Annotated in this window: 24 protein-coding genes and 1 pseudogene; 13 read left to right on the plus strand and 12 right to left on the minus strand. The window is 65.3% G+C overall.

All coding sequences use genetic code 11. The features are described 5' to 3' along the window. Positions 1–56: 56 nt before the first annotated feature. On the minus strand, positions 57–953 hold the full coding sequence (locus ACFLEY_RS20450) for an HD-GYP domain-containing protein (RefSeq protein ID WP_396604743.1): 897 nt from the start codon (positions 951–953) through the stop codon (positions 57–59). Between ACFLEY_RS20450 and ACFLEY_RS20455 the strand changes: the two genes are divergently transcribed. The 3 genes from ACFLEY_RS20455 (at position 927) to ACFLEY_RS20465 (ending at position 3,695) form a co-directional block, all read left to right on the plus strand. Beyond that, positions 927–1,991 carry an IS630-like element ISRj1 family transposase gene (locus tag ACFLEY_RS20455; RefSeq protein WP_026192128.1) on the plus strand — a complete coding sequence of 355 codons (1,065 nt, stop codon included), beginning with the start codon at positions 927–929 and terminating at the stop codon, positions 1,989–1,991. The genes ACFLEY_RS20450 and ACFLEY_RS20455 overlap by 27 nt on opposite strands. A gap of 115 nt (positions 1,992–2,106) precedes the next feature. Next, the gene (locus ACFLEY_RS20460; protein WP_060911788.1) at positions 2,107–3,054 is read left to right on the plus strand and encodes a helix-turn-helix domain-containing protein; all 948 of its coding nucleotides are present in this window, start codon (positions 2,107–2,109) and stop codon (positions 3,052–3,054) included. Between the two features lie 50 nt (positions 3,055–3,104). Next, on the plus strand, positions 3,105–3,695 hold the full coding sequence (locus ACFLEY_RS20465) for an NADPH-dependent FMN reductase (RefSeq protein ID WP_038966812.1): 591 nt from the start codon (positions 3,105–3,107) through the stop codon (positions 3,693–3,695). A 19-nt stretch (positions 3,696–3,714) separates the two neighbouring features. On the opposite strand, the gene ACFLEY_RS20470 is transcribed toward ACFLEY_RS20465, so the two are convergent. Continuing rightward, a complete protein-coding gene (locus ACFLEY_RS20470) occupies positions 3,715–5,796 on the minus strand; it encodes a methyl-accepting chemotaxis protein (RefSeq protein ID WP_060911789.1) in 2,082 nt (693 codons plus the stop codon). Positions 5,797–5,892: 96 nt separating this feature from the next. After that, on the minus strand, positions 5,893–6,333 hold the full coding sequence (locus ACFLEY_RS20475) for a DUF1810 domain-containing protein (protein WP_211433924.1): 441 nt from the start codon (positions 6,331–6,333) through the stop codon (positions 5,893–5,895). Between the two features lie 192 nt (positions 6,334–6,525). Between ACFLEY_RS20475 and ACFLEY_RS20480 the strand changes: the two genes are divergently transcribed. The 3 genes from ACFLEY_RS20480 (at position 6,526) to ACFLEY_RS20490 (ending at position 8,395) form a co-directional block, all read left to right on the plus strand. Beyond that, positions 6,526–7,476: a DUF2778 domain-containing protein gene (locus ACFLEY_RS20480; RefSeq protein ID WP_028171170.1), complete on the plus strand. Its 951-nt coding sequence runs from the start codon at positions 6,526–6,528 to the stop codon at positions 7,474–7,476. A 66-nt stretch (positions 7,477–7,542) separates the two neighbouring features. Further along, positions 7,543–7,800, plus strand: a complete 258-nt coding sequence (locus tag ACFLEY_RS20485) for a hypothetical protein (RefSeq protein WP_028171171.1) — start codon at positions 7,543–7,545, stop codon at positions 7,798–7,800. Between the two features lie 91 nt (positions 7,801–7,891). Further along, on the plus strand, positions 7,892–8,395 hold the full coding sequence (locus ACFLEY_RS20490; protein WP_171901261.1) for an SMI1/KNR4 family protein: 504 nt from the start codon (positions 7,892–7,894) through the stop codon (positions 8,393–8,395). Positions 8,396–8,582: 187 nt separating this feature from the next. Here ACFLEY_RS20490 and ACFLEY_RS20495 read toward each other — a convergent pair whose 3' ends face one another. Both ACFLEY_RS20495 and ACFLEY_RS20500 read right to left on the minus strand, forming a co-directional pair. After that, positions 8,583–10,439: a tannase/feruloyl esterase family alpha/beta hydrolase gene (locus ACFLEY_RS20495; RefSeq protein ID WP_060911792.1), complete on the minus strand. Its 1,857-nt coding sequence runs from the start codon at positions 10,437–10,439 to the stop codon at positions 8,583–8,585. Beyond that, the gene (locus tag ACFLEY_RS20500; RefSeq protein WP_171901262.1) at positions 10,436–10,753 is read right to left on the minus strand and encodes a hypothetical protein; all 318 of its coding nucleotides are present in this window, start codon (positions 10,751–10,753) and stop codon (positions 10,436–10,438) included. Before ACFLEY_RS20500 ends, ACFLEY_RS20495 begins: the two co-directional genes overlap by 4 nt. Positions 10,754–10,937: 184 nt before the next feature. Here ACFLEY_RS20500 and ACFLEY_RS20505 point away from each other — a divergent pair, with 184 nt between their 5' ends. Together ACFLEY_RS20505 and ACFLEY_RS20510 are read left to right on the plus strand one after the other, a co-directional pair. Next, on the plus strand, positions 10,938–11,492 hold the full coding sequence (locus ACFLEY_RS20505; protein ID WP_028171175.1) for a MarR family winged helix-turn-helix transcriptional regulator: 555 nt from the start codon (positions 10,938–10,940) through the stop codon (positions 11,490–11,492). Positions 11,493–11,594: 102 nt separating this feature from the next. After that, entirely contained in the window at positions 11,595–12,686 is a 1,092-nt protein-coding gene (locus tag ACFLEY_RS20510; RefSeq protein WP_011086976.1) for a TRAP transporter substrate-binding protein, read from the plus strand. A 189-nt stretch (positions 12,687–12,875) separates the two neighbouring features. On the opposite strand, the gene ACFLEY_RS20515 is transcribed toward ACFLEY_RS20510, so the two are convergent. The 6 genes and pseudogenes from ACFLEY_RS20515 to ACFLEY_RS20540 form a co-directional block, all read right to left on the minus strand. Continuing rightward, positions 12,876–13,658 (minus strand): ABC transporter ATP-binding protein, encoded by a 783-nt coding sequence (locus tag ACFLEY_RS20515; protein WP_211433923.1) that lies wholly within the window; start codon positions 13,656–13,658, stop codon positions 12,876–12,878. Further along, complete coding sequence (locus ACFLEY_RS20520) at positions 13,646–14,701, minus strand: dihydrodipicolinate synthase family protein (protein WP_060911795.1); 1,056 nt, start codon at positions 14,699–14,701, stop codon at positions 13,646–13,648. The genes ACFLEY_RS20515 and ACFLEY_RS20520 overlap by 13 nt, the downstream gene beginning before the upstream one ends. 6 nt (positions 14,702–14,707) lie before the next feature. Further along, positions 14,708–15,529, minus strand: coding sequence for a GNAT family N-acetyltransferase (locus tag ACFLEY_RS20525; RefSeq protein ID WP_060911796.1), 822 nt, complete (start codon positions 15,527–15,529; stop codon positions 14,708–14,710). Continuing rightward, positions 15,516–16,553, minus strand: coding sequence for an NAD(P)-dependent oxidoreductase (locus tag ACFLEY_RS20530; RefSeq protein WP_060911797.1), 1,038 nt, complete (start codon positions 16,551–16,553; stop codon positions 15,516–15,518). The genes ACFLEY_RS20525 and ACFLEY_RS20530 overlap by 14 nt, the downstream gene beginning before the upstream one ends. An 11-nt stretch (positions 16,554–16,564) precedes the next feature. Next, positions 16,565–17,336 (minus strand): annotated as a pseudogene (locus tag ACFLEY_RS20535) (ABC transporter permease). Between the two features lie 83 nt (positions 17,337–17,419). Continuing rightward, positions 17,420–18,067: a TetR/AcrR family transcriptional regulator gene (locus tag ACFLEY_RS20540; RefSeq protein ID WP_011086982.1), complete on the minus strand. Its 648-nt coding sequence runs from the start codon at positions 18,065–18,067 to the stop codon at positions 17,420–17,422. 100 nt (positions 18,068–18,167) lie between these two features. On the opposite strand from ACFLEY_RS20540, the gene ACFLEY_RS20545 reads away from it, so the two are divergent. The 5 genes from ACFLEY_RS20545 (at position 18,168) to ACFLEY_RS20565 (ending at position 21,658) form a co-directional block, all read left to right on the plus strand. After that, a complete protein-coding gene (locus ACFLEY_RS20545) occupies positions 18,168–19,172 on the plus strand; it encodes an ABC transporter substrate-binding protein (protein WP_060911798.1) in 1,005 nt (334 codons plus the stop codon). 311 nt (positions 19,173–19,483) lie between these two features. Continuing rightward, positions 19,484–20,179 carry a septum site-determining protein MinC gene (minC, locus tag ACFLEY_RS20550; RefSeq protein ID WP_060911799.1) on the plus strand — a complete coding sequence of 232 codons (696 nt, stop codon included), beginning with the start codon at positions 19,484–19,486 and terminating at the stop codon, positions 20,177–20,179. A gap of 21 nt (positions 20,180–20,200) precedes the next feature. Beyond that, positions 20,201–21,016, plus strand: coding sequence for a septum site-determining protein MinD (gene minD / locus ACFLEY_RS20555; RefSeq protein WP_011086985.1), 816 nt, complete (start codon positions 20,201–20,203; stop codon positions 21,014–21,016). Next, positions 21,013–21,294, plus strand: a complete 282-nt coding sequence (minE, locus tag ACFLEY_RS20560) for a cell division topological specificity factor MinE (protein ID WP_011086986.1) — start codon at positions 21,013–21,015, stop codon at positions 21,292–21,294. Before minD ends, minE begins: the two co-directional genes overlap by 4 nt. A 178-nt stretch (positions 21,295–21,472) precedes the next feature. After that, on the plus strand, positions 21,473–21,658 hold the full coding sequence (locus tag ACFLEY_RS20565) for a hypothetical protein (RefSeq protein WP_028171184.1): 186 nt from the start codon (positions 21,473–21,475) through the stop codon (positions 21,656–21,658). Positions 21,659–21,677: 19 nt separating this feature from the next. On the opposite strand, the gene ACFLEY_RS20570 is transcribed toward ACFLEY_RS20565, so the two are convergent. Continuing rightward, positions 21,678–21,929 carry a hypothetical protein gene (locus ACFLEY_RS20570; RefSeq protein ID WP_060911800.1) on the minus strand — a complete coding sequence of 84 codons (252 nt, stop codon included), beginning with the start codon at positions 21,927–21,929 and terminating at the stop codon, positions 21,678–21,680. Positions 21,930–21,944 lie beyond the last annotated feature (15 nt).

Below are 21,944 nucleotides of genomic sequence, written 5' to 3' on the forward strand. Positions count from 1 at the left end.
TCGGCAGCAATTGTCGGCTGCAATTATCGCATGGAGGCGCTCGCCGGTTTTCCGGGCTATCGCGTCAGCGCGACCCGCTTGAACGAGGCGACCAGCGCCTTCTCCAGCTTTCCAGTCATCCCACAGAGAATATTGTAGGCTTCCACGCGCGGCATCGTCGGCTTGTAGTGGCGATGCTCGATCAGCGCTGCGAAGATGTCCGAGATCGTGAGGATCCGCACGATATCGCCGATGCTCTCGGCGCAGAGCGCATCCGGATACCCGCTGCCGTCGAGATATTCGTGATGATGACGCACGGCATCGAGGATTTCAGGCGAAATCCCCTCGTGCCCTTTCAGAAACTCATAGCCCGCGGTCGGATGCGTTTCGATCAGAGCTCGCTCCTCGGCGTCGAGGCGGCCCGGCTTGTCGAGGATGGCGAGCGGGATCTGAGCCTTGCCGATGTCGTGGAACATGGCGGCCGAGTAGAGGCGTTCCAGATCGGCCCTGCCGACGCCGAGGCTGAGGCCGAAGTCGATGGCGACGCCGGTCACGAGCAGGCAGTGCTGATAGGTGCCCTCGTGGTGGCGCCGCACCGTCGTGAGCCATTCCGACAGGCCGTGCTGGGTGATACGATCGGCAATCTGGCGACCGGCTTTCCTGGTGCCGGCGACATCAAGCGGCTCGCCGAGCGTGACGGCCGTGAACATCGACGCGATGGCGGTTGCCGCGGCTGCTGCCGCATTGTCCAGCTGCGTTGTGCCGCTTGAGGAAGCAGACACAGGCTCGGCCGGATCAGCCAGCGCTGCCAGCAGCTTGATCCTGTTGATCGCCCCGGGGAGAACGAGCGTGGCGCCGAGCGCGTAGGCTTGCGATACAGTTGTGTGAGAGGAGTGCTCGACTAGTACCCACTTTTCTTGGAACGTGAGTCGTGATTCAAGGTCGGGATGATACCCGAAGCAAGAGAAGTCCACCTTTCGAGGAAAGATCGCAAGGTGCTTGAGGCGTGCTGTCGCTCACCGGTGACGTTGCAGCGCGATTTGAAGCGGGCGCGGATAGTTCTGTTGGCGGCGGATGGGCGCAGCACCCGGTCGATCGCCAAGGAAGTTGGGGTCCAGCCGCGGATTGTCAGCCTTTGGCGGCATCGCTATGCCGACCATGGCCTTGAAGGGCTGCAAGACAAGCCGCGGCCTGGCAAGCAGCCGATCTATACGAAGACGACCGACAAGCGGATTCTGAAGCTGCTGGATAAGCCGCCACCGCAAGGGTTTGCGCGCTGGACCGGCCCCCTGCTGGCCGAGGCGCTGGGCGATGTCGATGTCCAATATGTCTGGCGGTTCCTGCGCAGCCACAAGATTGACCTGGTGGCTCGCAAGTCCTGGTGCGAGAGCAACGACCCGAACTTTACGGCCAAAGCCGCCGATGTTGTCGGCCTCTATGTCGCGCCGCCGGCGAAGGCCATTGTGCTGTGCGTGGACGAGAAGCCCTCGATCCAGGCTTTGGAGCGAGCGCAGGGTTATCTGAAGTTGCCCAATGGCCGCGCCTTGACCGGCCAAAGCCACGATTACAAGCGGCATGGCACCACAACATTGTTTGCGGCGCTCGAAGTCGCCACCGGAAAGATCATCGCGACCCATTCAAAACGCCGGCGCCGCGTCGAGTTTCTCGATTTCATGAACAGCGTCACCGCGGCTTTTCCGAACCGCAAGCTTCACGTCATCCTCGACAACCTCAACACCCATAAAAAGAACGAGGACTGGCTCAAGGCCCACCCCAACGTGCAATTTCATTTCACGCCGACAAGTGCGTCATGGCTCAATCAGGTCGAAGTATGGTTTTCCATCTTGCAGGGGCAGTCGCTCAGCGGCACCTCCTTCACGAGCCTCAAGCAGCTTCAGGAACACATCGATGCCTACGTCAACGCATACAACGACAGAGCCGAGCCCTTCGTCTGGACCAAGAAAAAGGTCCGTCAACGCCGTTTCAAAGGCCGCCGTATCACTCAGCTCTGATTCCGGGTACTAGGATGATTTTTTCGGTCTAACGGGGCAACCGAAAGGGGGGAATTCAGGTCCGCGCTTTCACCCCGGACACGGGTATTTTTCCTGACGCGGTTTTCATTTTGCCATGACCAGCGATGATGATGCGCCAACACTGGCGCCAAAGATATTTCGCTTTTCCGACGTCGATGAGTTTCGCAACGCGATCCGCGGTCTGAACTTCGAGTTCACACCGTTTGTGCGAAGGATCGCGGCTGAGCAGATCATCCTGCAATTGCCAGGCTGCGACGTGAACGTGACGCGCGCTTTTCCGCGGGTTGTGGACGCTGAACTCATCGCGGATTGCACGGCGGTTGGTTTTGCGATGGACGACCTCGACGTTCCCATTCGCTTCAACGGTGCGCAACGCGACCGCGCGGTCGTCGTCATCGGCAGCGGCGGCGCGGCCTACAACACCATCGAGGAAGTGCAGCGGCAAATCGCCTCGGTCGTCTTCCGACCAGAGGTCAAGAACCGCGGCTGGCCCGAGACGCGTTCCAATTTCAAGATCTTTGAGACCAGCACATTGGCGTTGAATGGGTTGCGGAACGTGGTCAGGGAGGTGGTGGCCGCCGCGTCCGAGCCCATCGATCCCACTGAGGCGCCGCTGAAGGCGGCGGCGATGAAGGAGTCCCTGTTCGGCGCGGTCGACGCCGTCTTCGCCAACTTGGTTTCGGCGCGATGGACGGTGAGGCCGAACGACGAGCGGCAGTTCAAGATCTTTCAGGACATCCGCGCGCTGTTATCCGGCGATCTCGCCCAGCCCATCTACAGCGAGGAGATCGCGCGCGAGCTCGGCCTTTCCGTCCGCACCTTGCATGATGTCGTCCGCCGCTATCGCGGCATGAGCCTGCACCGTTACCTGCGCCTGCGGCGGCTGTGGTTGGTCCGCCAGCGGCTATTGGCGGGCGCCGATAGCGTCAAGGCCGTCGCGCTGGCCTTCGGCTTCTGGCATCTCAGCGATTTCTCCAGAAGCTATCGCGACCGGTTCGGCGAGGCGCCGTCGGAAACGCTGGAGCGCGGACGCAGGCGCTAGCACGACAAATGGGTTGGGGCCGGACTCCGGTTTTGTGCTAGCCTTCAGCCATGAGCAATCGCATCCTCGTCCTCTACGGTTCCTACCGTTCCGACCGCATGGGCATCCGCCTTGCGAATTTTGTCATCAATCGCCTGCGCGAGCGCGGCGAGGATGTCGAGTTCATCGACGCCAAGGCGATCGGCCTGCCGATGCTCGACCGCATGTACAAGGAATATCCCAAGGGCGCCGCGCCCGAGGCGCTGGAGAAGCTGGCCGGGCAGATCCGCGGCGCGGACGGTTTTGTCTTCGTCACCGGCGAATACAATTGGGGCATTCAGCCCGGATTGAAGAATCTGACCGACCATTTCCTCGAAGAGTGGTTCTGGCGTCCGGCCGCGATCGTCAGCTACTCCGCCGGCCGCCTGTCCGGCGCGCGCGCCTCGACCGCCTGGCACGGCACGCTGTCGGAAATGGGCATGGTGGTGGTGTCGAGCACCATCGGCGTCGGCCCGATCGCGCAGACGCTGTCGGCGGATTCCGAGCCGATCGGCGAGGGCGGCAAGGCGCTGGAGCGTTCGTTCCCGCGCTTTGCCGACGACCTCGCCTGGTGGATCGAGGCGGCCAAGGCGCAGCGGGCGCGCAAGGCGCCGCCTTATTGAGCTTGAGCGAGCGGCAGCGTCAGGCGGCCCTGACCTCGCCGAGGAAGCGGTCGAACTGTCCGGCGAGATCGCGCGACTGCGTCGAGAGCTGCTCGGCCGCGCCCAGCACTTCCCGTGCGGCAGCTCCCGTGTCGTCGGCGGCGCGCTGCACGCCTGAGATGTTGGTGTTCACTTCCTGAGTGCCGCGGGCGGCTTCCTGCACGCTGCGGGCGATCTCCTTGGTCGCCGAACCCTGTTCCTCGATCGCCGCGGCAATCGCGGTGCCGATCTGGTCGATCTCGGCGATGACGTCGGCGACGTTGCGGATCGCGGCCACGGTCTCGTCGCTCGCAGACTGGATCGCCGTGATCTGCTCGGAGATTTCGGTCGTGGCCTTGGCGGTCTGGCCGGCCAGCGACTTCACTTCGGATGCGACCACGGCAAAGCCGCGGCCGGCGTCGCCGGCGCGGGCGGCCTCGATGGTCGCGTTCAGCGCCAGCAGATTGGTCTGCTCGGCGATGCTCTGGATCAGGGTGACGACGTCGCCGATCTTCTGCGCGCCCTCGGCGAGCGTACGTGCCGTGTCGCCGGTGCGGCGGGCGTTGTCGACGGCGCGGGCCGCGATCTCGGTGCTTTGTGCGACCTGACGGCCGATCTCGGAGATCGAGGAGGTCAACTCCTCGGTCGCGCTGGCGACCGTCTGGACGTTGCTGGAGGTCTGCTGCGAGGCGGCGGCGACGACCGCGGCCTGGCTGTTGGTCTGGGCCGCGGTCGAGGTCATCGACTGCGCCGTGCTTTCCATGGTGGAGGAGGCTTTCGAAAGCCCGCCGACGAGCTCGGTGACCTTGGCTTCGAACGCGCGGGTGAGCTCGTCGAGCGCCTGCGCGCGGCGCATCTTGCCGTCGTTCTCGGCCTGCTTCTCGGCGGCGAGCCGGTCGGCCCGGATCATGTTGTCCTTGAACACCTGCACGGCCGCGGCCATCGCCCCTATCTCGTCGGAGCGCTCGGCGCCGGGGATCTCCTCGGCAACGTTGCCTTCGGCAAGCCGCGACATCCGAGTGGTCAGGCCGACGATGGGCGCGCAGACGCGGCGGCGCACCGTCACGACGAGGCCGATGCTGGCGATCAGCACGGCGACAAGGCCGAGGAGCGCGACAGTGAAGCTGGTGCGTGCAGCCGAGGAGGCGCCCGCCAGGATCTGCTCCGCATTGTCATAAAGCGCGTCGCGGACCTCGATGATGGTGCCGAGGCCGCGCTGCGTCGCGGCGTAATAGGTGTCCATGTCGTGTTCGTACTTGCCGCTGATCGCACCGTCCTTCACCAGCTTGAGCTCGCGGCCGAACTCCTCGATATAGACCGCGTTGAACTTCTCCAGCGCAGCGGCGACGTTCGCCGGCGTTGCCGGATTGCCGCGCAATTCCAGCAGCGCCATCACGATCTGGTCGTTGCGGCCCTGCGAGCGGCTGATCTCGGCCTTCTCCGTGTCCGTCGCCGGTTTCTTGCCCCCGACGAGGTTCTTGTGCAGGCTGGAGTTGAAGCCGCCGACGTCGCGCAGCGTCATCGCGATGTTGGCGTAGCTCGCCTGCCGGTAGGCGTCGCCGTTGAGGATCGCCATACGGCGGACCTGCTCGTTGAGCAGCGCGGTCACGGCGCCGTTGAGCACGGCGTTGTCGGCGACGATCTTCTTGGCGGCGTCCTTGCGCGCCTCCGCCGGTCCCGCCAGCGCCTTGTCGATGGCCTCGCGCAGCGCGGTGAATTTCGAATTGATGCCGTCGATGTTGTTGCCGGTGGTGGCGCCGTCGTCGAACGGGCCGGGAAGGTCCTTGCGCAACGCGTTCATCCGGTCGCGGGCGCCGTCGGTCTGCTTGCGCAGCTTGTCCTGCTCGGCGAGCAGCGCCGGGTCCACCGTCGCCGGTCCATAGAGGATGTTGGTCGAAAAGCCGCGCTCGGGGTTGAGATAGCGGGGGATGTCGCCGACGGCGCGGACGATCGCGAGCCGCCCCTGTGCTTCGGTGATCCGCTCCATCGTGTGGTACTTCGTCACGGCGACGTAGACGGCGAGGCCGCCGCCGACGGTCGAGAGCGAGACGATGGCGGTGGTCAGGAGCGTTCCGATTTTCATGTTCTGTCCGGCAATTGGCGCGGGGAGAATTATTTTCCACGGACGATAGGTCGCCCGTGTTAATCTCGGGTTTACGCTGCTTGCCGCCGCGCGAGCTCAGCTGGACGGCTGATCGAGCTTCGACAGGATCTCCAGCGTCGCGCCGTCGCGCTCGCCGGCGAAATACCGGGCGAGCGCCTCACTGAAAATGGGATCGTCGGACACGGCGCCGAACAGCGTCATCGAGGAGCGGAATTTGGCGTCGTCGGGCGCGCCGAGGATCGCGTTGATGGTCCGCCCCTGAACGGCGAGCACGAGTCTGGTGCACGCGATCAGGCGCGGGCCAAGGACAGGGTGGGCGAGATAGACCTCGGCCTCCGCGCGCGAGCCGATGGCGTAGCGCTGCGCCATGGCGCTGAAGCCGAGGCCGGCGACCTGCGGGAAAATGAACCACATCCAGTGGCTCTGCTTCCGGCCCCGGGACAGTTCCCCGGTCACGGTGGGATAGACCGGATTTTGGGCCTGGACGAACCGGTCTAGATCGAAAGGAGCGGTCATTGGATACCTTGGGGGTGCCTTGACGGCCGTGATTATGCCTAACTTTTGGCTCCCAATGTGGTAGCTGGTATAGAGAGTCTCCGGGTGGGGGTGGGTCTCCCCGGGGGTCGATTTGGGGATCTGATGGTTTCCGACACCGCAAGAGCCGAGAGGCTGTTGTCGCGCCGCCGTATCGGGCGGGCCGAGACGATTCTGCTGTCTCTGGCCGCTGTTGCGCTGTCGCTCGGTGCCGCCGCCTGGGTCGCCGATATGGGCGATTCGACTCCGCTGGTTTCCGCCGCGCTACCGCCGGCCAATGCCCCTTCCTTCGAGGACCGTTTTGCTTCGGCATCTGGCAGCGCGCCCGCCCGCGAGCTCGGCCTGCGGACGCTGGAGCGCTCTGCCCTGAATGCGGTCCAGCTCAAGCTGCGCGATGCCAAGGCGATGCTGGCCCAGAAACTCCAGGGCGACGACTGGCGCTCGACCCTGACCGAAGATGACCGGACGGCGGTTGACGAGAGGCGGCCCTCGGAGCGTGCCGACGCGGTCCCGATGCCGCGTTCGCGGCCGGTGCAGGCGGACTTCTCGGCCCAGATCGCGTCCAGCCAGGCCTATGCCGACACCACCCCCAGGGTCGACAACCGCAACTTCTTCGAAAAATTCACCGACAAGATCAAGCTGGCCTCGCTGACCCCCGGCGATGGCCTGTTCAGCAAGGCGCCGGATCTCGCCGCCCTCGGCTATGATTCGCGCACGGCGGTCTACGACATCTCGGCCAAGGCGCTTTACCTGCCGAGCGGCCTCGCGCTGGAAGCGCATTCGGGCATGGGCGCGCTGATGGACGACCCCCAGCATGTCGATCAGCGCATGGTGGGCGCGACCCCGCCGGCGACCTACGATCTGAAGCCGCGCGAAAAGCTGTTCCACGGCATCCGCGCGCTGCGCTTGACGCCCGCCGAGGGCACCAGCGCGCTCGGCCGCGTCGGCCTTCTCACCCACAGCTACATGCTCGGGCCGCGCGGCGATTCCAACGGCTGCGTCTCGATCAAGGACTATGAGCGCTTCCTCAAGGCCTACGACAACGGCGAGTTCAACCGCCTGGTCGTGGTGCCGAGCCTGAGAGGATCGGCGACCGCGTCACAGCGCGGCAGCACCGACTCCTGATATTTGCCTGCCGCGGCGGGGCTGCCGTTTCCCCTTCGTTAAGCCGTCCTTGTCCAGAAGCAGCCCATGAGTGATCCCCAGAATTCCGAGACCCCGCTGCGTACGACGTTCAAGATCAAGCTGAACGGTGACACGCTGGCGATCGCGACCGTCGGCCAGGCCTATCAATTCCTCACCAACTTCAAGTCGGTCGAGTGGATGGAATTCCGCACGCTGCACGAGGAAGCCATCTCGGCCCTGGAAGGCGCCGCCGGCAACGCCATGCTCGCGGTGCAGGCGACCAACGCCGTGCGCGCGCTGTTCGTCAGCGCGAAGCTGCTCTGAGACAGCCGTTACTCCCCTCCAATCGTCGAACCCGCTCCCGAATGCCTGCGACGAAGGCGTGGCGCGCTTCTGCGCCGAGGAACGGGATCGCATGAATATCGCAGACTTCATTGCCGGCGTTGATCGCGCCCGCGCGGAGCAACCGACGCTCGCAGCGCTCGAGGCATTCGAAAAATCCATCGGCTGCCGCTTGCCGGACGAGTATCGCCAGTTCCTGATGGTCTGCGCCGGCGGCTATTTCCAGGGCTCTGCCGAGTTCAACTGGCCGCAAGGGCACTGGGCCGGCGCGGTCCAGGAGGTGCTGGGATTGCGGCGCGATGAATGCTCGCTGGTCCAGACGCGTCAGACTCCGCAATGGCCGACCGTCGATGAACTCCTCTGGATCATGAGCGACCACGGCGGCAACCCGATCTGCATGACGATCGACAAGGCGCATTTCGGCAAGATCTGGTTCATCGATCACGAGATCGCCGAATACGAGAAGCCCTGGACGCTTGCCGAGGCGATGTCGAACGAATGGGGCTACGTGCTGCCGCTCGCACCGACATTCGGCGATTTCGTCGCCGGATTGTATGAGCAGGCTGAGGCCTCGTGAGAATCTGCTCGTGTCCCGGACAAGCCGCAACGCTTACAGCGTTGCGGCGCAGAGCCGGGACCCAGATGGCCACTCGGCATGGCGGATGGATGGGCCCCGGCTCAGCAGCGCATCGCGCTCGACGATGCTTCGCATCGCGAGGGAGACGCTGCGCTGCGTCCGGGGCACGAGAGAGGCTGAGAGCGTCTCAGTGCCTGCCGTCGCCATGCCCGTCGTCGTCATCATGGAAGTCGTGGTCGCCGCCCGGCCTGAAGCCGGGGTCGATGCAGGCGAAATTGCCGGCATCGTTGGTCATGCCGCTGCCCTTGTAGGCTGCAATCTTCGGATAGACGCATAGCGGCCTCGTGCCGCTGGCCGGGAAGTTCATGGCTATGCGCGGATCAAAAAGTCCGCCGGTCGGGTAGGGCGAGGTGGCGTTGGTATTGGTCGCGACAATGCGTTCAGGCGCGATGCCTTTCTCGACCCAGTCGGTGATGGCCTTGACCTCGTTCTGCGCGAAGCTCGCGGTGGCCGCACCGCCGCCGCAATGGGCCATGTTCGGCACCATGAACAGCCGCGCGAAGTCGGTCGCGCGCCCGTTCATGCGCCTGTCCATGTTGCGATACCAGCGGGCGATGGCAGCACCGGAGAAAATGCCGTCATTGACGGAGGAGGAGACGATCAGCTTGCCGCCGCGCGCCCTGAACGGCCGCAGGTCGGTCGAGACCGCGGCCATGAAGTCCATGCTGCTTTCAGGATAGGCTTGCGTCTTCGCGAAGATCTTCGGCGCGTCGGTGTCGAAGTTGAAGCGGAACACGAAGGCTTCCTGGCCGTTCGGCCCGTTGACGGGCGTGACGACGGGCGGGGTCTGGAAGATCATCGGGATCGCGCCTGCGCCGAGCGTCAGGTTGATCGCGGTGTTGACGTTCGGCACCGGCGCGGTGACGACGTTCCATAGTTGCCAGCCCGCGCCGGGCGCGGTGGGCGGCGTCCAGATGCCGGCATCCCAGAACCAGTTCGAATAGAGCCGTTGGCCGCGGGAATTGACCGGCCCGGCATAGATCTTCTTCAGCGCGTCCACCTGCGCGCCGGTCAGGCACGTGCCGCCATGCGGCGTGCTGCCGTGCGAGCCGGTGCCGCAGGTATAGCTGGCGAGCGCCGGATACACCTTCTTCGCCGTGCAGGCGTGATAATTGTCGACGATGCCGTCCACCAGCCCGTCGAGCGCGTCGCAGGCGCTCAGGATCGCGGCCGAGGCCACCTGGAGATCCTGCACCGGAAACGTGTCGGGAATGAAGGGCTGTCCGTTGACGTCCTTGCTGGTGGCGAGCGTGCCGAGCACCTGCTCGTTCCAGGCTTCCGCAAGGGCCGCCTGTGGCAGGTTGAAGCCGGGATTTTGCGAGATCACGCCGTCGAACAGCCAGGGGAAGCGCTGCGACGCCATCATGGCGTCACGTCCGCCGTTCGAACAGCCCATGATGTAGGAATAGACGGTGTCGAGGCCGTAGTAATAGGAGATGATCTGCTTCGAGATCGTCGCGGTCTTTTCGATGCCGTTGTAGCCGTAGTCCCTGCGCGCCTGGGCGTCGATCGCGAAATGCGCGGAGCCACCGGCATTGGCATCGTCGTCCTGATGTCCGCCGACCGGATTGCTGGCGTTGTCTTCATGCCCGCCGTCGTCGGCGGCCACGGCCCAGCCCTGACCGAGCTCGACGCCGGCGGCGCCCTGCGGATCGGCCTGGAGGCTGCCGTCGGTGCCGCCGCCGCCCATCATCTCGAAACGGCCATGCCAGGTATCGGGCAGATTGAGCGCGAAGCCGATCCCGTAAGTGAAATGATCGGGGTCCTGCGTCGAGACGCGCTTGTTGATGATGCCGATCACGTTGCAGTAGCCCGCCTTCTGGGTCGCGCTCAGGATCTGCGTGTTCGGCAGCGTGAGGCCGGTGAGGGCCGTGCAGGATGCGCGCGGGGCAACACCACTCGGCGGCAGGCCGTGGGCCATTGCCTGCGGGCCGAGAGCCGTCCAGCCGGCAACAATGGTCGAGGCGAGAAGTAACCGTTTCATGTCATGCCCTCCAGCTTGATGATTGTCGAAAGCAGCGGTCGTCCACGCGACATCGTGCGGCGCCGGCCGTTGCGGCAGGCGTCGTCACGGCTGCAAGCGATGTCGCTGTCGGTCGGGACGTCCTGGTCGTCGGGAGGCCGGGGAGCTTCGCGATGCGGATCGCAGTGCGCGGAACGCAATGCGCCGACGGCCGCAATCGTGTCGCCGCGATGCGCGATGGCATGCGGATCGTCGCCGTTCCCTGATGCAGGCACCGACGTTAGCTCCCCTGAAGCCTGCTCGTGTGACGGCAGGTTTTCTTGATCCTTAGGCAAGCGATGTTGCCGTGTCAACATGACGCAACACGCGAGTCCGCGGTGCAACCTGTCGTAGAAGCTGCATCGGCAGGGCGCGACGCCGCGCGGCTTCTCGATCCCGGTCCGCTGCGATAGACTTGGCGTTCGAATCCCGGACCACCGGGCGGATGCCGCCGCGCCGGCTTTTGAAAGATGGTCGTCGATGGAGCCGGAGAAGGCTGGCGTCAGGAAGCGATCCCCGAAGGGAGCGTCGCGCAGGGCGCAGGTTGCAAAGCCGGCGCGATCCGCCTCGCGTGCCGCGCCGGCCGGAAAGCCCGCCCGGCCAAAGCTGCTTGCCTCGGACGATCTGTCCCGTTCACTCGGCTATCGCATCCGGCGGGCCCAGCTCTGGGTGTTCAGGGATGTCAGCCGGCGGCTGGCCGCCTTCGACATCAGTCCGGCGCAGTTCTCCGTGTTGTCGGTGATCGAAGCCAATCCCGGCGTCAATCAGCTTGCCATCGCGCAATCCTTGTCGATCGAGCGGGCGGGGCTCGGGCGGCTGGTGGATCATCTGGAGCGGCGCGGGCTGGTGCAGCGTTCGGCCTCCGCCGTCAACCGCCGCTACTACGTGCTGTATGTGACCCAGACCGGCGCCGCGCTCCTCGGCCGCTTGCGGCCGTCGATCGCCGAAAGCGAGAAGACCCTCGCCGCCAAGATCGGGCCGCGCGCGTACAAGGAATTGCAGCGAGCGCTGTCGATCTTCCTCCAGGACACTTGATCCGGAACACCTTGAACTCCGCGGCGGGAACGGGCAAACGGTCTGCGAAGACCGTGGCCCAGGCCATCCATTTGAAGCCTTGCTTTAGGGAGAGACCCCATCATGAAACGCCGTACATTCCTCCAGGGTGGCGCGGTCGCCGGCGCGACGACGCTGGTTGCTGCACCCGCGATTGCGCAAGGCGCGCCCGAGATCAAATGGCGCCTGACCTCGAGCTTCCCGAAATCGCTCGACACGATCTACGGCACGGCGCAGACCTTCGCGAAATACGTCGCTGACGCCACCGACAACAAATTCCAGATCCAGACCTTTGCGGCCGGCGAGCTCGTCCCCGGTTTGCAGGCGCTCGACGCCGTCAGCGCGGCCTCCGTCGAGATGGCGCAGACGCCGCTCTACTTCTACATCGGCAAGGAGCCGGCGCTGGCCTATGCCACCGGCGCGCCGTTCGGCATGAACCATCGCCATCAGGAGTCCTGGTGGTATTTCGGCGGCGGCGCCGATCTCGCCAACGAGGCGCTGAAGCCGTTCAAGGCGCATGCGATCCTCTGCGGCAACTCCGGCACCCAGATGGGCGGCTGGTTCCGCAAGGAGATCAAGACCGTCGACGATCTCAAGGGCCTCAAATTCCGCATCGCCGGCATGGGCGGCCATGTGCTGGCGCGCCTCGGCATCGTGCCGCAGCAGCTCGCCGGTGGCGACGTCTATTCGGCCCTGGAGAAGGGCTCGATCGACGCCGCCGAATTCGTCGGTCCCTATGACGACGAGAAGCTCGGCTTCCAGAAGGTGGCCAAATACTACTACTTCCCCGGCTGGTGGGAAGGCGGCGCCATGCTGCACATGATCGTCAATGACGAGAAGTGGGCTTCGCTGCCCAAGCACTACCAGGCCATCGTCAACCAGGCCGCCTCTGCGGCCGGCGCCTGGATGCTCGAGAAGTACGACAGCGTGAACCCGGCGGCGCTGAAGCGGCTGATCGCCAACGGCGCCGAGCTGAAGGCGTTCCCGCAGCCGGTGCTGGAGGCTTGCTACAACGCGACCCAGGAGCACCTGAACGAGCTCGCTGCCAAGAGCGACCTGTTCAAGCGGACCAAGGAGAGCCACGACGCGTATATGAAGGAGCTGCTGTTCTACACGCAGATCGCGGAAAACTTCTACGACAACTATTTGCTCAGCAAGATGCGCAACAAGACCTGATTGCAGCAAGAGGGCGCGGTGTTTTCAGGCGTGATCCGAAGGACACTGTCATTCCGGGGCGCGCCTCTTGGCGGGAGCTATGATGCGCAATTGCGCATCTGAGAATCCATTTCACCGCGTGTCTTGCCGCCCGATGGATTCCGGGCTCGCTACTTCGTCGCGCCCCGGAATGACGGCGGAGGGAGCGGTCTACGCCGCGCCCAGCCCGAGCTTTGCGTAGATGCGCCGCGCATAGGCACCGAACGCATCCGTTGTCTTGAGCGGAAGGTCGCGCGGGAAGGGCAGGTCGATCGGGAAGTAGTCGGCCATCTTCGCCGGGCCCGCGGTCAGCACGGCGCAATGCGAGGACAGGAACACCGCTTCCTGGATCGAATGCGTGACGAAGATGATGGTCTTGCCGCTCTCGCGCCAGATCCGCAGCATCTCCAGGTTCATCTGCTCGCGCGTCAAGGCGTCCAGCGCGCCGAACGGCTCGTCCATCAGGATCAGCTTGGGATCGTGGATGAAGGCCCGCGCGATGGCGGTGCGCTGCTGCATGCCGCCTGACAGCTGCTGCGGATATTTCTGCTCGTAGCCGGCAAGCCCGACGAGGTTGAGCAAGTCGCGCGCCCGCTCGCGCGCGGCTTTCATCGGTAGCCCCACGATCTCGGCCGGCAGCAGCACGTTGTCCAGGATCGTGCGCCATTTCAGCAGCAGCGCCTGCTGGAATACCATGCCGATGTCGCGGGTCGGATCGAACGGGCTCCTGGCGCTGCCGATCTTCACGGTGCCGCCGTCGGCGCCGTGTAGGCCAGCCAGAATCTTCATCACCGTGGTCTTGCCGCAGCCGGACGGGCCGACCAGCGAGACCAGCTCGCCTTCCTTCACGTCCATGGTGACGTCGGAGACGGCGAGAAACTCCGCGCCGCCGCTGCGGTAGACCTTCCGGACGCCGCGCAGGCTGATGAAGGGCTCGTCCGTCATGCCAGCCATTTGCTGAGGTTGGCGGCCACGAAGTCATCGTCGCTGAGGTCGGCGTGCTCGCGGCAGACGCGGTCGATCTCCTCCTTTTGGCCGGGGCTGAGGCCCTCGGCCGGATCGAGGCACCACAGCCCCTGCATCAGGCCCTGACGCCGCAGGATCTCGTGGCAGCCGGCGATGCAGCCGTGGAAATTGTTGGCGACGTCGAAGAAGGCGCTGTTGCAATCGGTGACGCGGGCATCGAGCGCGAGCAGGTCGGCCGGCACGCTGTCCTTGTGCCGCGCCGCCTTGCAGCGCTCGAATTGCCCGATCGCGCTCGCCGTCCACACCGACCAATGGCCGAGCAGTCCGCCCTTGAAATAGGTGCGCGTGGTGACGCCGTTGTCGCGCAGGTCGAACGGCAGCATGAGATCGAGCAGGATATGGTCATCATTGCCGGTGTAGAGCGCGACGCGGTCGAGCGCACCCGCGGCTGCGACGCCGCGCAGCACGTCGAGCGTGCGGTAGCGGTTGAACGGTGCGATCTTGATCGCGATCACATTGTCGATCGCGGCAAAGCGTTGCCAGAATTGGCTCGACAGGATGACGCCGCCGACGGCCGGCTGGAGATAGAAGCCGACCAACGGAATTTCGGCGGCGACCGCGGTGCAGTGCGCGATAATCTCGTCCTCGGAGGCGCTCTTCATCGCGGCGAGGCTGAGCAGGCCGGCGTGATAGCCGATGTCGCGCGCGGTGCGCGCTTCAGTGGTTGCCTGCCTGGTCGGACCGGCAAGTCCCGCGACCATCGCCAGCGGACGCCTGGTCCAGCTCGCCGCGGTCTCGGCGGCGAGCTCCAGCACGGGACGATAGAGGCCGACGTCGCGGATCGCGAACTGCGTCGTATGCACGCCGACCGCAAGGCCGCCGGCGCCGGCGTCGATGTAGTAGCGCGTCAGCGCGCGCTGATGCGTCTTGTCGAGCTTTCGCTCGGCGGTGAGCGCAAGAGGGTGCGCCGGCAGCACGGTGCCGTCGGCGATCAGCTTGCGAACGTCGGCATTGATCTGGCTGTGGTGCATGATGTCCTATCCAAATTCAGGGCCGGCGACGGCGAATGGCATTTCCTCGGCGGCAGTGGTGGCGGGGCCGAAGCGCATGCGCTGGAACGGCCGTTCGACGGTCCAGCCCGAAGCGGTCAATCCCTCCAGGAACGCGCCTTGCGAGGCGACGGCGTCGAGCAGGAGGGGGCGGGTCTCGGATCGCGCGATCGCCTGGACCAGGGCCAGCGCTTCGACGGCATGATCTGCAAACAAGGGACCGATGTGGCGCGCGGTTCTGCCGTCGCGGACCAGCGCGATGCATCCATTCGAAGCGACGATACGCGAGCCGGAGCGCTGTGCGAAGGCGGTCAGGAGGGCGGTTCGGTCGAAGCCGGTGACCCGCCGGTCCCGCGCACAAAGCGCGTCAAGCGTCGCGGCCGCAGGCGGTCGCGCCGACGCTTGCGCTGAATTGACCAATTTCAGCCGGCGCAATTGCAGGATCGGCGTGAAGCCGAGCGGCCCGTAAACGGCAGCCCCATCGGGTGTCGCGTCGAGCCAGCTGGTCAGGCCGTTCCTGCGCGCCGTCTCCAGGCAGGCGTCGACGAGGCGCGTCGCAAGGCCACGGCGGCGATGCGTGCCTGATACCAGCACCATGCTGATCCAGGCGTTGCTGCCGGAATAGGGCAGCAGTGCCGCTGTCGCGACCAGCCGCATGCCATCGCGAATACCGAACACGACGCCGTCGCGCAGGAAAATGCGCCAGTCCTCTTCGGTCTGATTCCAGTGCGCTTCGACCGACAGCACGAGCCCGGCGATGGCATCGCCCGCGCCGAGCTTGATGATGGGCGGGGTGTCAGTAGCGGCCATCGCGCACCTCGTATTTGGTGGGCTTGCCGAGGCTCGGCATGGCGCGGGACACCCAGTCGGCGGTCCAGGCGATCAACTGCTCGGTGTCGACCACCGGCAGGCCGAACAGCTCGACCGCCTGCGAGGTGTCGGTCAGCCACGCCGTCGGCTCCTCCTTGCCGGTCAGCACCGGGGCGCGGCCGAAGCGGGCGCCGAATTTCGCGGCGAGATCGCGCACGGCGAGAATTTCGTGACCGCTGACATTGATCGGCGAGGTCGGCGCCGTGCAATGGGCGAGGCAGCGCAGCGCCTGCGCGGACGCATCGCCCTGCCAGATGAAATTGACATGGCCCAGGCTGACGTCGATCGGCGCGCCGGTGAGGACCTTGGTGGCGATGTCGTGCAGCACGCCATAGCGCATGTCGATCGCGTAATTGAGCCGGAACAGCCGGCCCGGCGTCGAAAACTTGCGCGAAAAATACTCGAACATGCGCTCGCGGCCGACGCAGGACTGGGCGTATTCGCCGGGCGGATTTGGCGCCATGTCCTCGGTCGCGCCGTTGCCATCGACCGGCACGAAGGGATAGACGCAGCCGGTCGAGAACGCCACGATCCGCGACGACGGGAAGGCCTGCGCGACCAGGGCCGGGACATGCGCGTTCATCGCCCATGTCAGCGACAGATCGCCCTCGGCGCCGAACTTGCGGCCGGCCATGAAGACGATGTTGGGCGCCTTCGGCAGCGCGTTGATCGCGGCCTCGTCGAGCAGGTCGCAATTGATCGTCTCGACGCCGCGCCGATGCAGCCAGTCCTTGACGCCCGCCTCGCTGAAGCGCGCGACGCCGATGACGCGGCGATCCGGCGCGGCGGCTTTGGCGAGCCCCGCCAGCGTCGGGCCCATCTTCCCGGCGACGCCGAGGATCATGATGTCGCCCTCGACCTTGTTGAGGTCGTCGATCAGCGCCTGGGTCGGCCGGCACAGGAGATCGTCGAGCGCGGCGATGTCAGGAATGGTCTTCGGCAGGGTCTGGCGGGTGAGGAGCATCGGTCGGTCCTTTAGGTTTGCCTGGCATCGCCGACCACGAACATGCGCTCGAGGGCGAGCACGAGGCCGTAGAGGGCGACGCCGAGCAGCGTCAGCAGCACGACGGCCATCACCATCGCGGGGGTGTCGAGCGAGGACTGCACCTGGATCATGAGGTAGCCGAGCCCGCGCTCGGAGGCGATGAACTCGCCGACGATGGCGCCGGCGACCGCCAGGATGGCGCCGACCTTCATGCCGGAGAACACGTAGGGCAGCGATCCCGGCAGCTGGATCTTGCGGAACAGCGTCCAGCGCGAGCCGCGCAGCGATTTGACGAGATCGAGCAGATCCGGTTCGACCTCGCGCAGGCCGCGGGCGGTGGTGAGCAGGATCGGGAAGAAGCAGATGCTGAAGGCGATCAGGATGTTCGGCACGATGCCGTAGGAGAACCAGACGATCAGAAGCGGGCCGAGCGCAACCTTCGGGATCATGTTCAGCGTCACGAACAGCGGCAGCAGCACCATGCTGACCAGCGGCGCCCAGCTGAAAATCACCGCGAGGGTGACGCCGACGAATGCGCCGAGTGCGAAGCCGCCGAGGATCTCGATCGCCGTCACCAGCGTGTTGGAGCCCCAGGCGTTAGCTCGCGGTTCCCAGCGTCTGCACGGTCGCGAGCGGGGAGGGCAGGATGAATTTCGGCACGTGGAAGGCATCGACCGCGACCTGCCACAGCACGAGCACGGCGAGGTGCACGATCAGGATGATCGCAAAGTTGCGGGCCGGGCCTGCTCCGTCACCTGCCACCTTTCGCTCCCCGTTGCTCGTGGCCTCTCCGCCACGACGGCAAGCCTAACCGTCCCCGGGGCAAGTTTCAACCATCTGGTTGATTATGGCCGGAGCGACTGGAGCACCAGGTCGACGACATGCCTGCGCCGGGCACGGCGCTGAGCGCGGCTCGACAGGTCCTTGCCGAAGATCGCCGACAGCGTCGGCGTGTTGGAGAAGAAGAAATAGCTGAGGCCCGCGATGGAGATGTAAAGCTGGACGGGGTCGATCCCTTTGCGGAACAGCCCGCAACGCACGCCCTCATGGAGGATGTGGGAGACGCTTTTCACCAGCGGGGAATGCATCGCCTCCAGCCGCGTGGACCCGCGGACATGACGGGCACCGCCGCGGTTCTCGTCGTTCAGAAGCACGATGAAATCAGGGTTTGCCGCCAGGTGGTCGAACGAGGCTTCGATCAGCCGGCGGATCGCCTTGTCGGGCGGCAGGCCTTCCAGATTGAGCCTGCGCTCCTGCTCGCGGATGTCCTCATAGACCCATTCGAGGACGGCGAGGTAGAGCGCGTCCTTGTCGCCGAAGTAGTGGTAGACGAGCTGCTTGTTGACGCCGGCGCGCTCGGCGATCTCGTCGACGCGGGCGCCCGCAAGGCCGTGCCGGGCAAACTCCAGGCGCGCCGCGGTCAGCAGCTTCTTGCGGGTGGCGACCGGGTCGCGCCGCTGCGGCACGGTGTCGCCAGATCGTTTTGCGGGCATTTCCAACCAAACAGTTGACAATTGGAGGGCGGACTTGTTGCATTGGTAGCCTCACATGGGGAGAGCGACAAGCCGGGTCGCGGCAATGAGGAGACAAGCGATGAAGCGTTTGCAGGCGGCGGTCGTGACCCTGATGCTCGGCTTGGCGGGCATGCCCGCGAACGCGGGCGAGGCGGTGAACCTGATCCTGAACTGGACGCCCACGGCCGACCATTCGCCCTATTATTACGCGAAGGCGCAGGGCTGGTACGAGAAGGCCGGCATCGACCTCACCATCGAGACCGGCAAGGGCTCCGGCGTCTCCGCCGCCAAGGTCGGCTCGGGCGGCTCGCCGTTCGGCGTCGCCGACCTCGCCACCATGCTAGTGGCCAAGAGCAAGGGCGCGGACACGGTCGCGGTGATGAGCGTCTACGCCAACACCGGCCAGACCTTCTACTGGCTGAAGAGCTACGGCGTGAACGGGGTGAAGGATTTCGCCGGCCACAAGATCGGCAATCCGCCCGGGGACGCCTCGCGCGTGATGTGGCCGGCCTTCGCCAAGGCCGCAGGCCTTGCGCCTGATGCGGTCGGCTTCGTCAATATCGGGCCCACCGCGAAGGTCGCGGCGCTGAAGAGCCACACCGTCGACATCATCAGCGACTTCTACAACGAGCACGATGTGAAGGCGATCGAGTTCGGCCAGGACCTCGGCTACGTCAACTGGAAGGACATCGGGCTCAACCCTTACGGCAACTCGCTGATCGTCAACGGTGCTTACTTGCAGAAGAACCCGAAGGTGGTCGAGGATTTCGTTCGCGTCACGCAGAAGGCCTTCGCGGCCTGCGTCGCCGACGTCACGCCGTGCCTGAAGGCGCTGCTCGACCAGGTCTCCGGCCTCGACAAGGAGAACCAGGAGCGCCAGTGGGAGCGGATCAAGTTCCTGATGACGGACGAGTTCACGACGACGAAGAGCCTCGGCTGGATCGACGGCGAGCGCATGAAGAAGGACTACGAACTGGTCCAGACCTATCTCGGCATGGAGAAGCCGTTCGACGTGACGACGGCGTTCACGACCAAGATGCTGGATCCCGCCATCAAGATGGATGCGAGCAAGGTGAAGAAGTAGGGGGGCTTCCGTATCGTCGTCCTGGCGAAAGCCAGGACCCCCGCGCGAGCGCTCGCGCTCGCCGCGATTACCCCAAGACGTCGTTTGGCGAAGACTCGTCGTTCGGTAGTCCCACCGTCCGTAATCGATGGATTCCGCGGTATGGGTCCTGGCCTTCGCCAGGACGACACCGGATGTCACGGCGGCTGTCCCGTGCGGACGAGCCGCCCGAGACCCACACCCAACTCATGTAACCCCACGGAGAAATTAACCGGCCGTTAACCACATCCGCCGCATCGTTAACCATTCAATAACAGGGAACGAGTCGGCCGATGGAGGCTGCAGCAAAAGTCCAACGCCAAATGGTGCGCCTGCGCGGGCGCTCCTACGTGGCCTTCGTGTTCGTGCCGACGGTTCCGATCCTGGACTGGCTCCAGGAGATCGACACCACCATCGCCCGTTCGCCGGGTTTCTTCGCCGGCCGGCCCGTGGTGATCGACCTGTCCTCGGTCGATCTCAGCCAGTCCGGCATCAATCATCTGCTCACCAGCCTTCAGGACCGCAACATCCGCGTGCTCGGGATCGAGGGCGTGGAGGAGGGCCGGCTGACCCCCATGATGCCGCCGCTGCTCTCGGGCGGGCGCAGCTGCGTGGTCGAGCCGAGCGCGCCAAAGAAGGTCGAGAAGGCGGAGGCCAAGCCAACCTCGCTCCTGCTCGAAAACCCCGTGCGCTCGGGCCAGACCGTGATCTTCCCCGAAGGCGACGTCACCATTCTCGGCTCCGTCGGCTCCGGCGCCGAGGTCGTCGCCGGCGGCTCCATCCACGTCTACGGCGCGCTGCGCGGCCGGGCCATGGCGGGGGTTAACGGGCACACGAGCGCCCGCATCTATTGCCAGAAGATCGAGGCCGAACTGCTTGCAATTGATGGGTTTTACCAGACTGCGGACGACATCGATGCCGCCTTGCGCGGCAAGCCGGCGCAGGCCTGGCTGCAGGGGAATACCATGCGAATTACACCACTGAACTGACCAGCAAAGGAGACATTTCAGATGAGTAAGGTACTGGTCGTGACATCAGGCAAGGGCGGGGTCGGCAAGACCACGACGACCGCCGCGCTGGGGGCTGCGCTGGCGCAGCGCGGCGACAAGGTCGTCGTCGTCGATTTCGACGTCGGCCTGCGCAATCTCGATCTCGTCATGGGCGCCGAACGCCGCGTGGTGTTCGACCTCATCAACGTGGTGCAGGGGGTGGCAAAGCTGCCGCAGGCGCTGATCCGCGACAAGCGGCTGGAGAATCTCTGGCTGCTGCCGGCCTCGCAGACCCGCGACAAGGACGCGTTGACGGAAGAGGGCGTCGGCAAGGTCATCGACGATTTGCGCGGCCGCTTCGACTGGGTGATCTGCGACAGCCCGGCCGGCATCGAGCGCGGCGCCTCCATGGCGATGCGCTTTGCCGACGAGGCCGTGATCGTCACCAATCCGGAAGTGTCCTCGGTGCGCGATTCCGATCGCATCATCGGCATGCTCGATTCCAAGACGGTGCGGGCCGAGAAGGGCGAGCGGGTCGAGAAGCACATTCTCATCACCCGCTATGATGCCTCCCGCGCGGCGCGCGGCGAGATGTTGACCATCGACGACATCCTCGAAATCCTGGCAACGCCCTTGCTCGGCATCATTCCCGAGAGCCAGGACGTGTTGAAGGCCTCCAACGTCGGCACGCCGGTGACGCTGTCGAACGCGGACGGCGCACCCGCACGGGCCTATATCGATGCGGCGCGGCGGCTGTGCGGCGAGACCGTCGCCATGCAGGTGCCGTCGGAGCGCAAGGGCTTCATGGATCGTCTGCTGCGACGGAGGGCTGCATGAGCATGGGTCTGCTCCGACTTCTCCGCGGCAACAAGGCTTCTGCACCCGTCGCACGCGAACGGTTGCAGATTCTGCTCGCGCATGAACGCGGAATGCGCGGCCAGCCCGACCTGCTCGGCGTGCTGCGTGAGGAAATTCTCGCCGTCGTGTCCAAGCACGTCACGCTGGATCCGACCAAGGTCATCGTGCGGCTCGAGCGCGGCGACGAGGTGTCGACCCTGGAGGTCGATATCGAGGTGCCAAACGATCTCGAGCGCAAGCGCGTGGCGGTCGCGTAGGGGACGCGGCCGACGACATCAGGTTTTGGGGTGGGTGAGAAGGCGGTCCGCCGGGCATGGCGGGCCGCCTTTTATCGTTGCTGCGGGTGATCGGAACGAGACCCGCGACTTGATCGTTGTAGGAAATCCGCGGCTCCACCAAGCGTGCATCGCGGTTTCATCACACGGGAGAGCACCCATGATGTCGGAGCTCCAGGTCCACACCGTCGCACGCCAGATGCTCGAACGGCACGGCTTTGCTGCGATTGCGAAGGCCGCCGAGCAGGCCCAGGCCTGCGAGGGCCGCGGCGAGGCCGATGAGGCCAAGGAATGGCGTCACATCGAGGATGCCATGAAGGTCATCCGTGGGCCGCACCAGAGCTGACCACGGGGAACGGGAACAGTCAGCGCTCTTCGTGATCGGCTCCTTGTGCCGGGGCGCGATGTTGCGTCTGCGGCTGCCCGCGCTCGTTCATTTCCTTACAGGAAAGCTGCTCCCACGAACCGTCGGGCGCCTGCTGATAGGCGCTACAGGACGACGAGGAGGTCGATTTGTCCTCGCCCTTCTGGGCGTCGGTATTCTTCGCAAAGGCCGGGGCGATCAGCACGGCACTGATCGCGAGGGCGCCGGCGAAGACGAAATGAGCCATCCGCATAGGGATCTCCTGTTC

Source organism: Bradyrhizobium sp. YCK136 (assembly GCF_044570075.1).
Classification (GTDB): Bacteria; Pseudomonadota; Alphaproteobacteria; order Rhizobiales; family Xanthobacteraceae; genus Bradyrhizobium; species Bradyrhizobium diazoefficiens.

Excerpts from the sequence above, each read along its gene's own strand:
- ACFLEY_RS20540 (WP_011086982.1), bottom strand. The coding sequence starts at position 18,067 with ATGCCCGCAAAACGATCTGGCGACACCGTGCCGCAGCGGCGCGACCCG.
- ACFLEY_RS20525 (WP_060911796.1), bottom strand. The coding sequence starts at position 15,529 with ATGGCCGCTACTGACACCCCGCCCATCATCAAGCTCGGCGCGGGCGAT.
- ACFLEY_RS20505 (WP_028171175.1), top strand. The coding sequence starts at position 10,938 with ATGGAGCCGGAGAAGGCTGGCGTCAGGAAGCGATCCCCGAAGGGAGCG.
- ACFLEY_RS20460 (WP_060911788.1), top strand. The coding sequence starts at position 2,107 with ATGACCAGCGATGATGATGCGCCAACACTGGCGCCAAAGATATTTCGC.
- minE (WP_011086986.1), top strand. The coding sequence starts at position 21,013 with ATGAGCATGGGTCTGCTCCGACTTCTCCGCGGCAACAAGGCTTCTGCA.
- ACFLEY_RS20570 (WP_060911800.1), bottom strand. The coding sequence starts at position 21,929 with ATGCGGATGGCTCATTTCGTCTTCGCCGGCGCCCTCGCGATCAGTGCC.
- ACFLEY_RS20485 (WP_028171171.1), top strand. The coding sequence starts at position 7,543 with ATGAGTGATCCCCAGAATTCCGAGACCCCGCTGCGTACGACGTTCAAG.
- ACFLEY_RS20530 (WP_060911797.1), bottom strand. The coding sequence starts at position 16,553 with ATGCTCCTCACCCGCCAGACCCTGCCGAAGACCATTCCTGACATCGCC.
- ACFLEY_RS20545 (WP_060911798.1), top strand. The coding sequence starts at position 18,168 with ATGAAGCGTTTGCAGGCGGCGGTCGTGACCCTGATGCTCGGCTTGGCG.
- minC (WP_060911799.1), top strand. The coding sequence starts at position 19,484 with ATGGAGGCTGCAGCAAAAGTCCAACGCCAAATGGTGCGCCTGCGCGGG.
- ACFLEY_RS20495 (WP_060911792.1), bottom strand. The coding sequence starts at position 10,439 with ATGAAACGGTTACTTCTCGCCTCGACCATTGTTGCCGGCTGGACGGCT.
- ACFLEY_RS20465 (WP_038966812.1), top strand. The coding sequence starts at position 3,105 with ATGAGCAATCGCATCCTCGTCCTCTACGGTTCCTACCGTTCCGACCGC.
- ACFLEY_RS20515 (WP_211433923.1), bottom strand. The coding sequence starts at position 13,658 with ATGGCTGGCATGACGGACGAGCCCTTCATCAGCCTGCGCGGCGTCCGG.
- ACFLEY_RS20475 (WP_211433924.1), bottom strand. The coding sequence starts at position 6,333 with ATGACCGCTCCTTTCGATCTAGACCGGTTCGTCCAGGCCCAAAATCCG.
- ACFLEY_RS20520 (WP_060911795.1), bottom strand. The coding sequence starts at position 14,701 with ATGCACCACAGCCAGATCAATGCCGACGTTCGCAAGCTGATCGCCGAC.
- ACFLEY_RS20455 (WP_026192128.1), top strand. The coding sequence starts at position 927 with ATGATACCCGAAGCAAGAGAAGTCCACCTTTCGAGGAAAGATCGCAAG.
- ACFLEY_RS20490 (WP_171901261.1), top strand. The coding sequence starts at position 7,892 with ATGAATATCGCAGACTTCATTGCCGGCGTTGATCGCGCCCGCGCGGAG.
- minD (WP_011086985.1), top strand. The coding sequence starts at position 20,201 with ATGAGTAAGGTACTGGTCGTGACATCAGGCAAGGGCGGGGTCGGCAAG.
- ACFLEY_RS20510 (WP_011086976.1), top strand. The coding sequence starts at position 11,595 with ATGAAACGCCGTACATTCCTCCAGGGTGGCGCGGTCGCCGGCGCGACG.
- ACFLEY_RS20470 (WP_060911789.1), bottom strand. The coding sequence starts at position 5,796 with ATGAAAATCGGAACGCTCCTGACCACCGCCATCGTCTCGCTCTCGACC.
- ACFLEY_RS20565 (WP_028171184.1), top strand. The coding sequence starts at position 21,473 with ATGATGTCGGAGCTCCAGGTCCACACCGTCGCACGCCAGATGCTCGAA.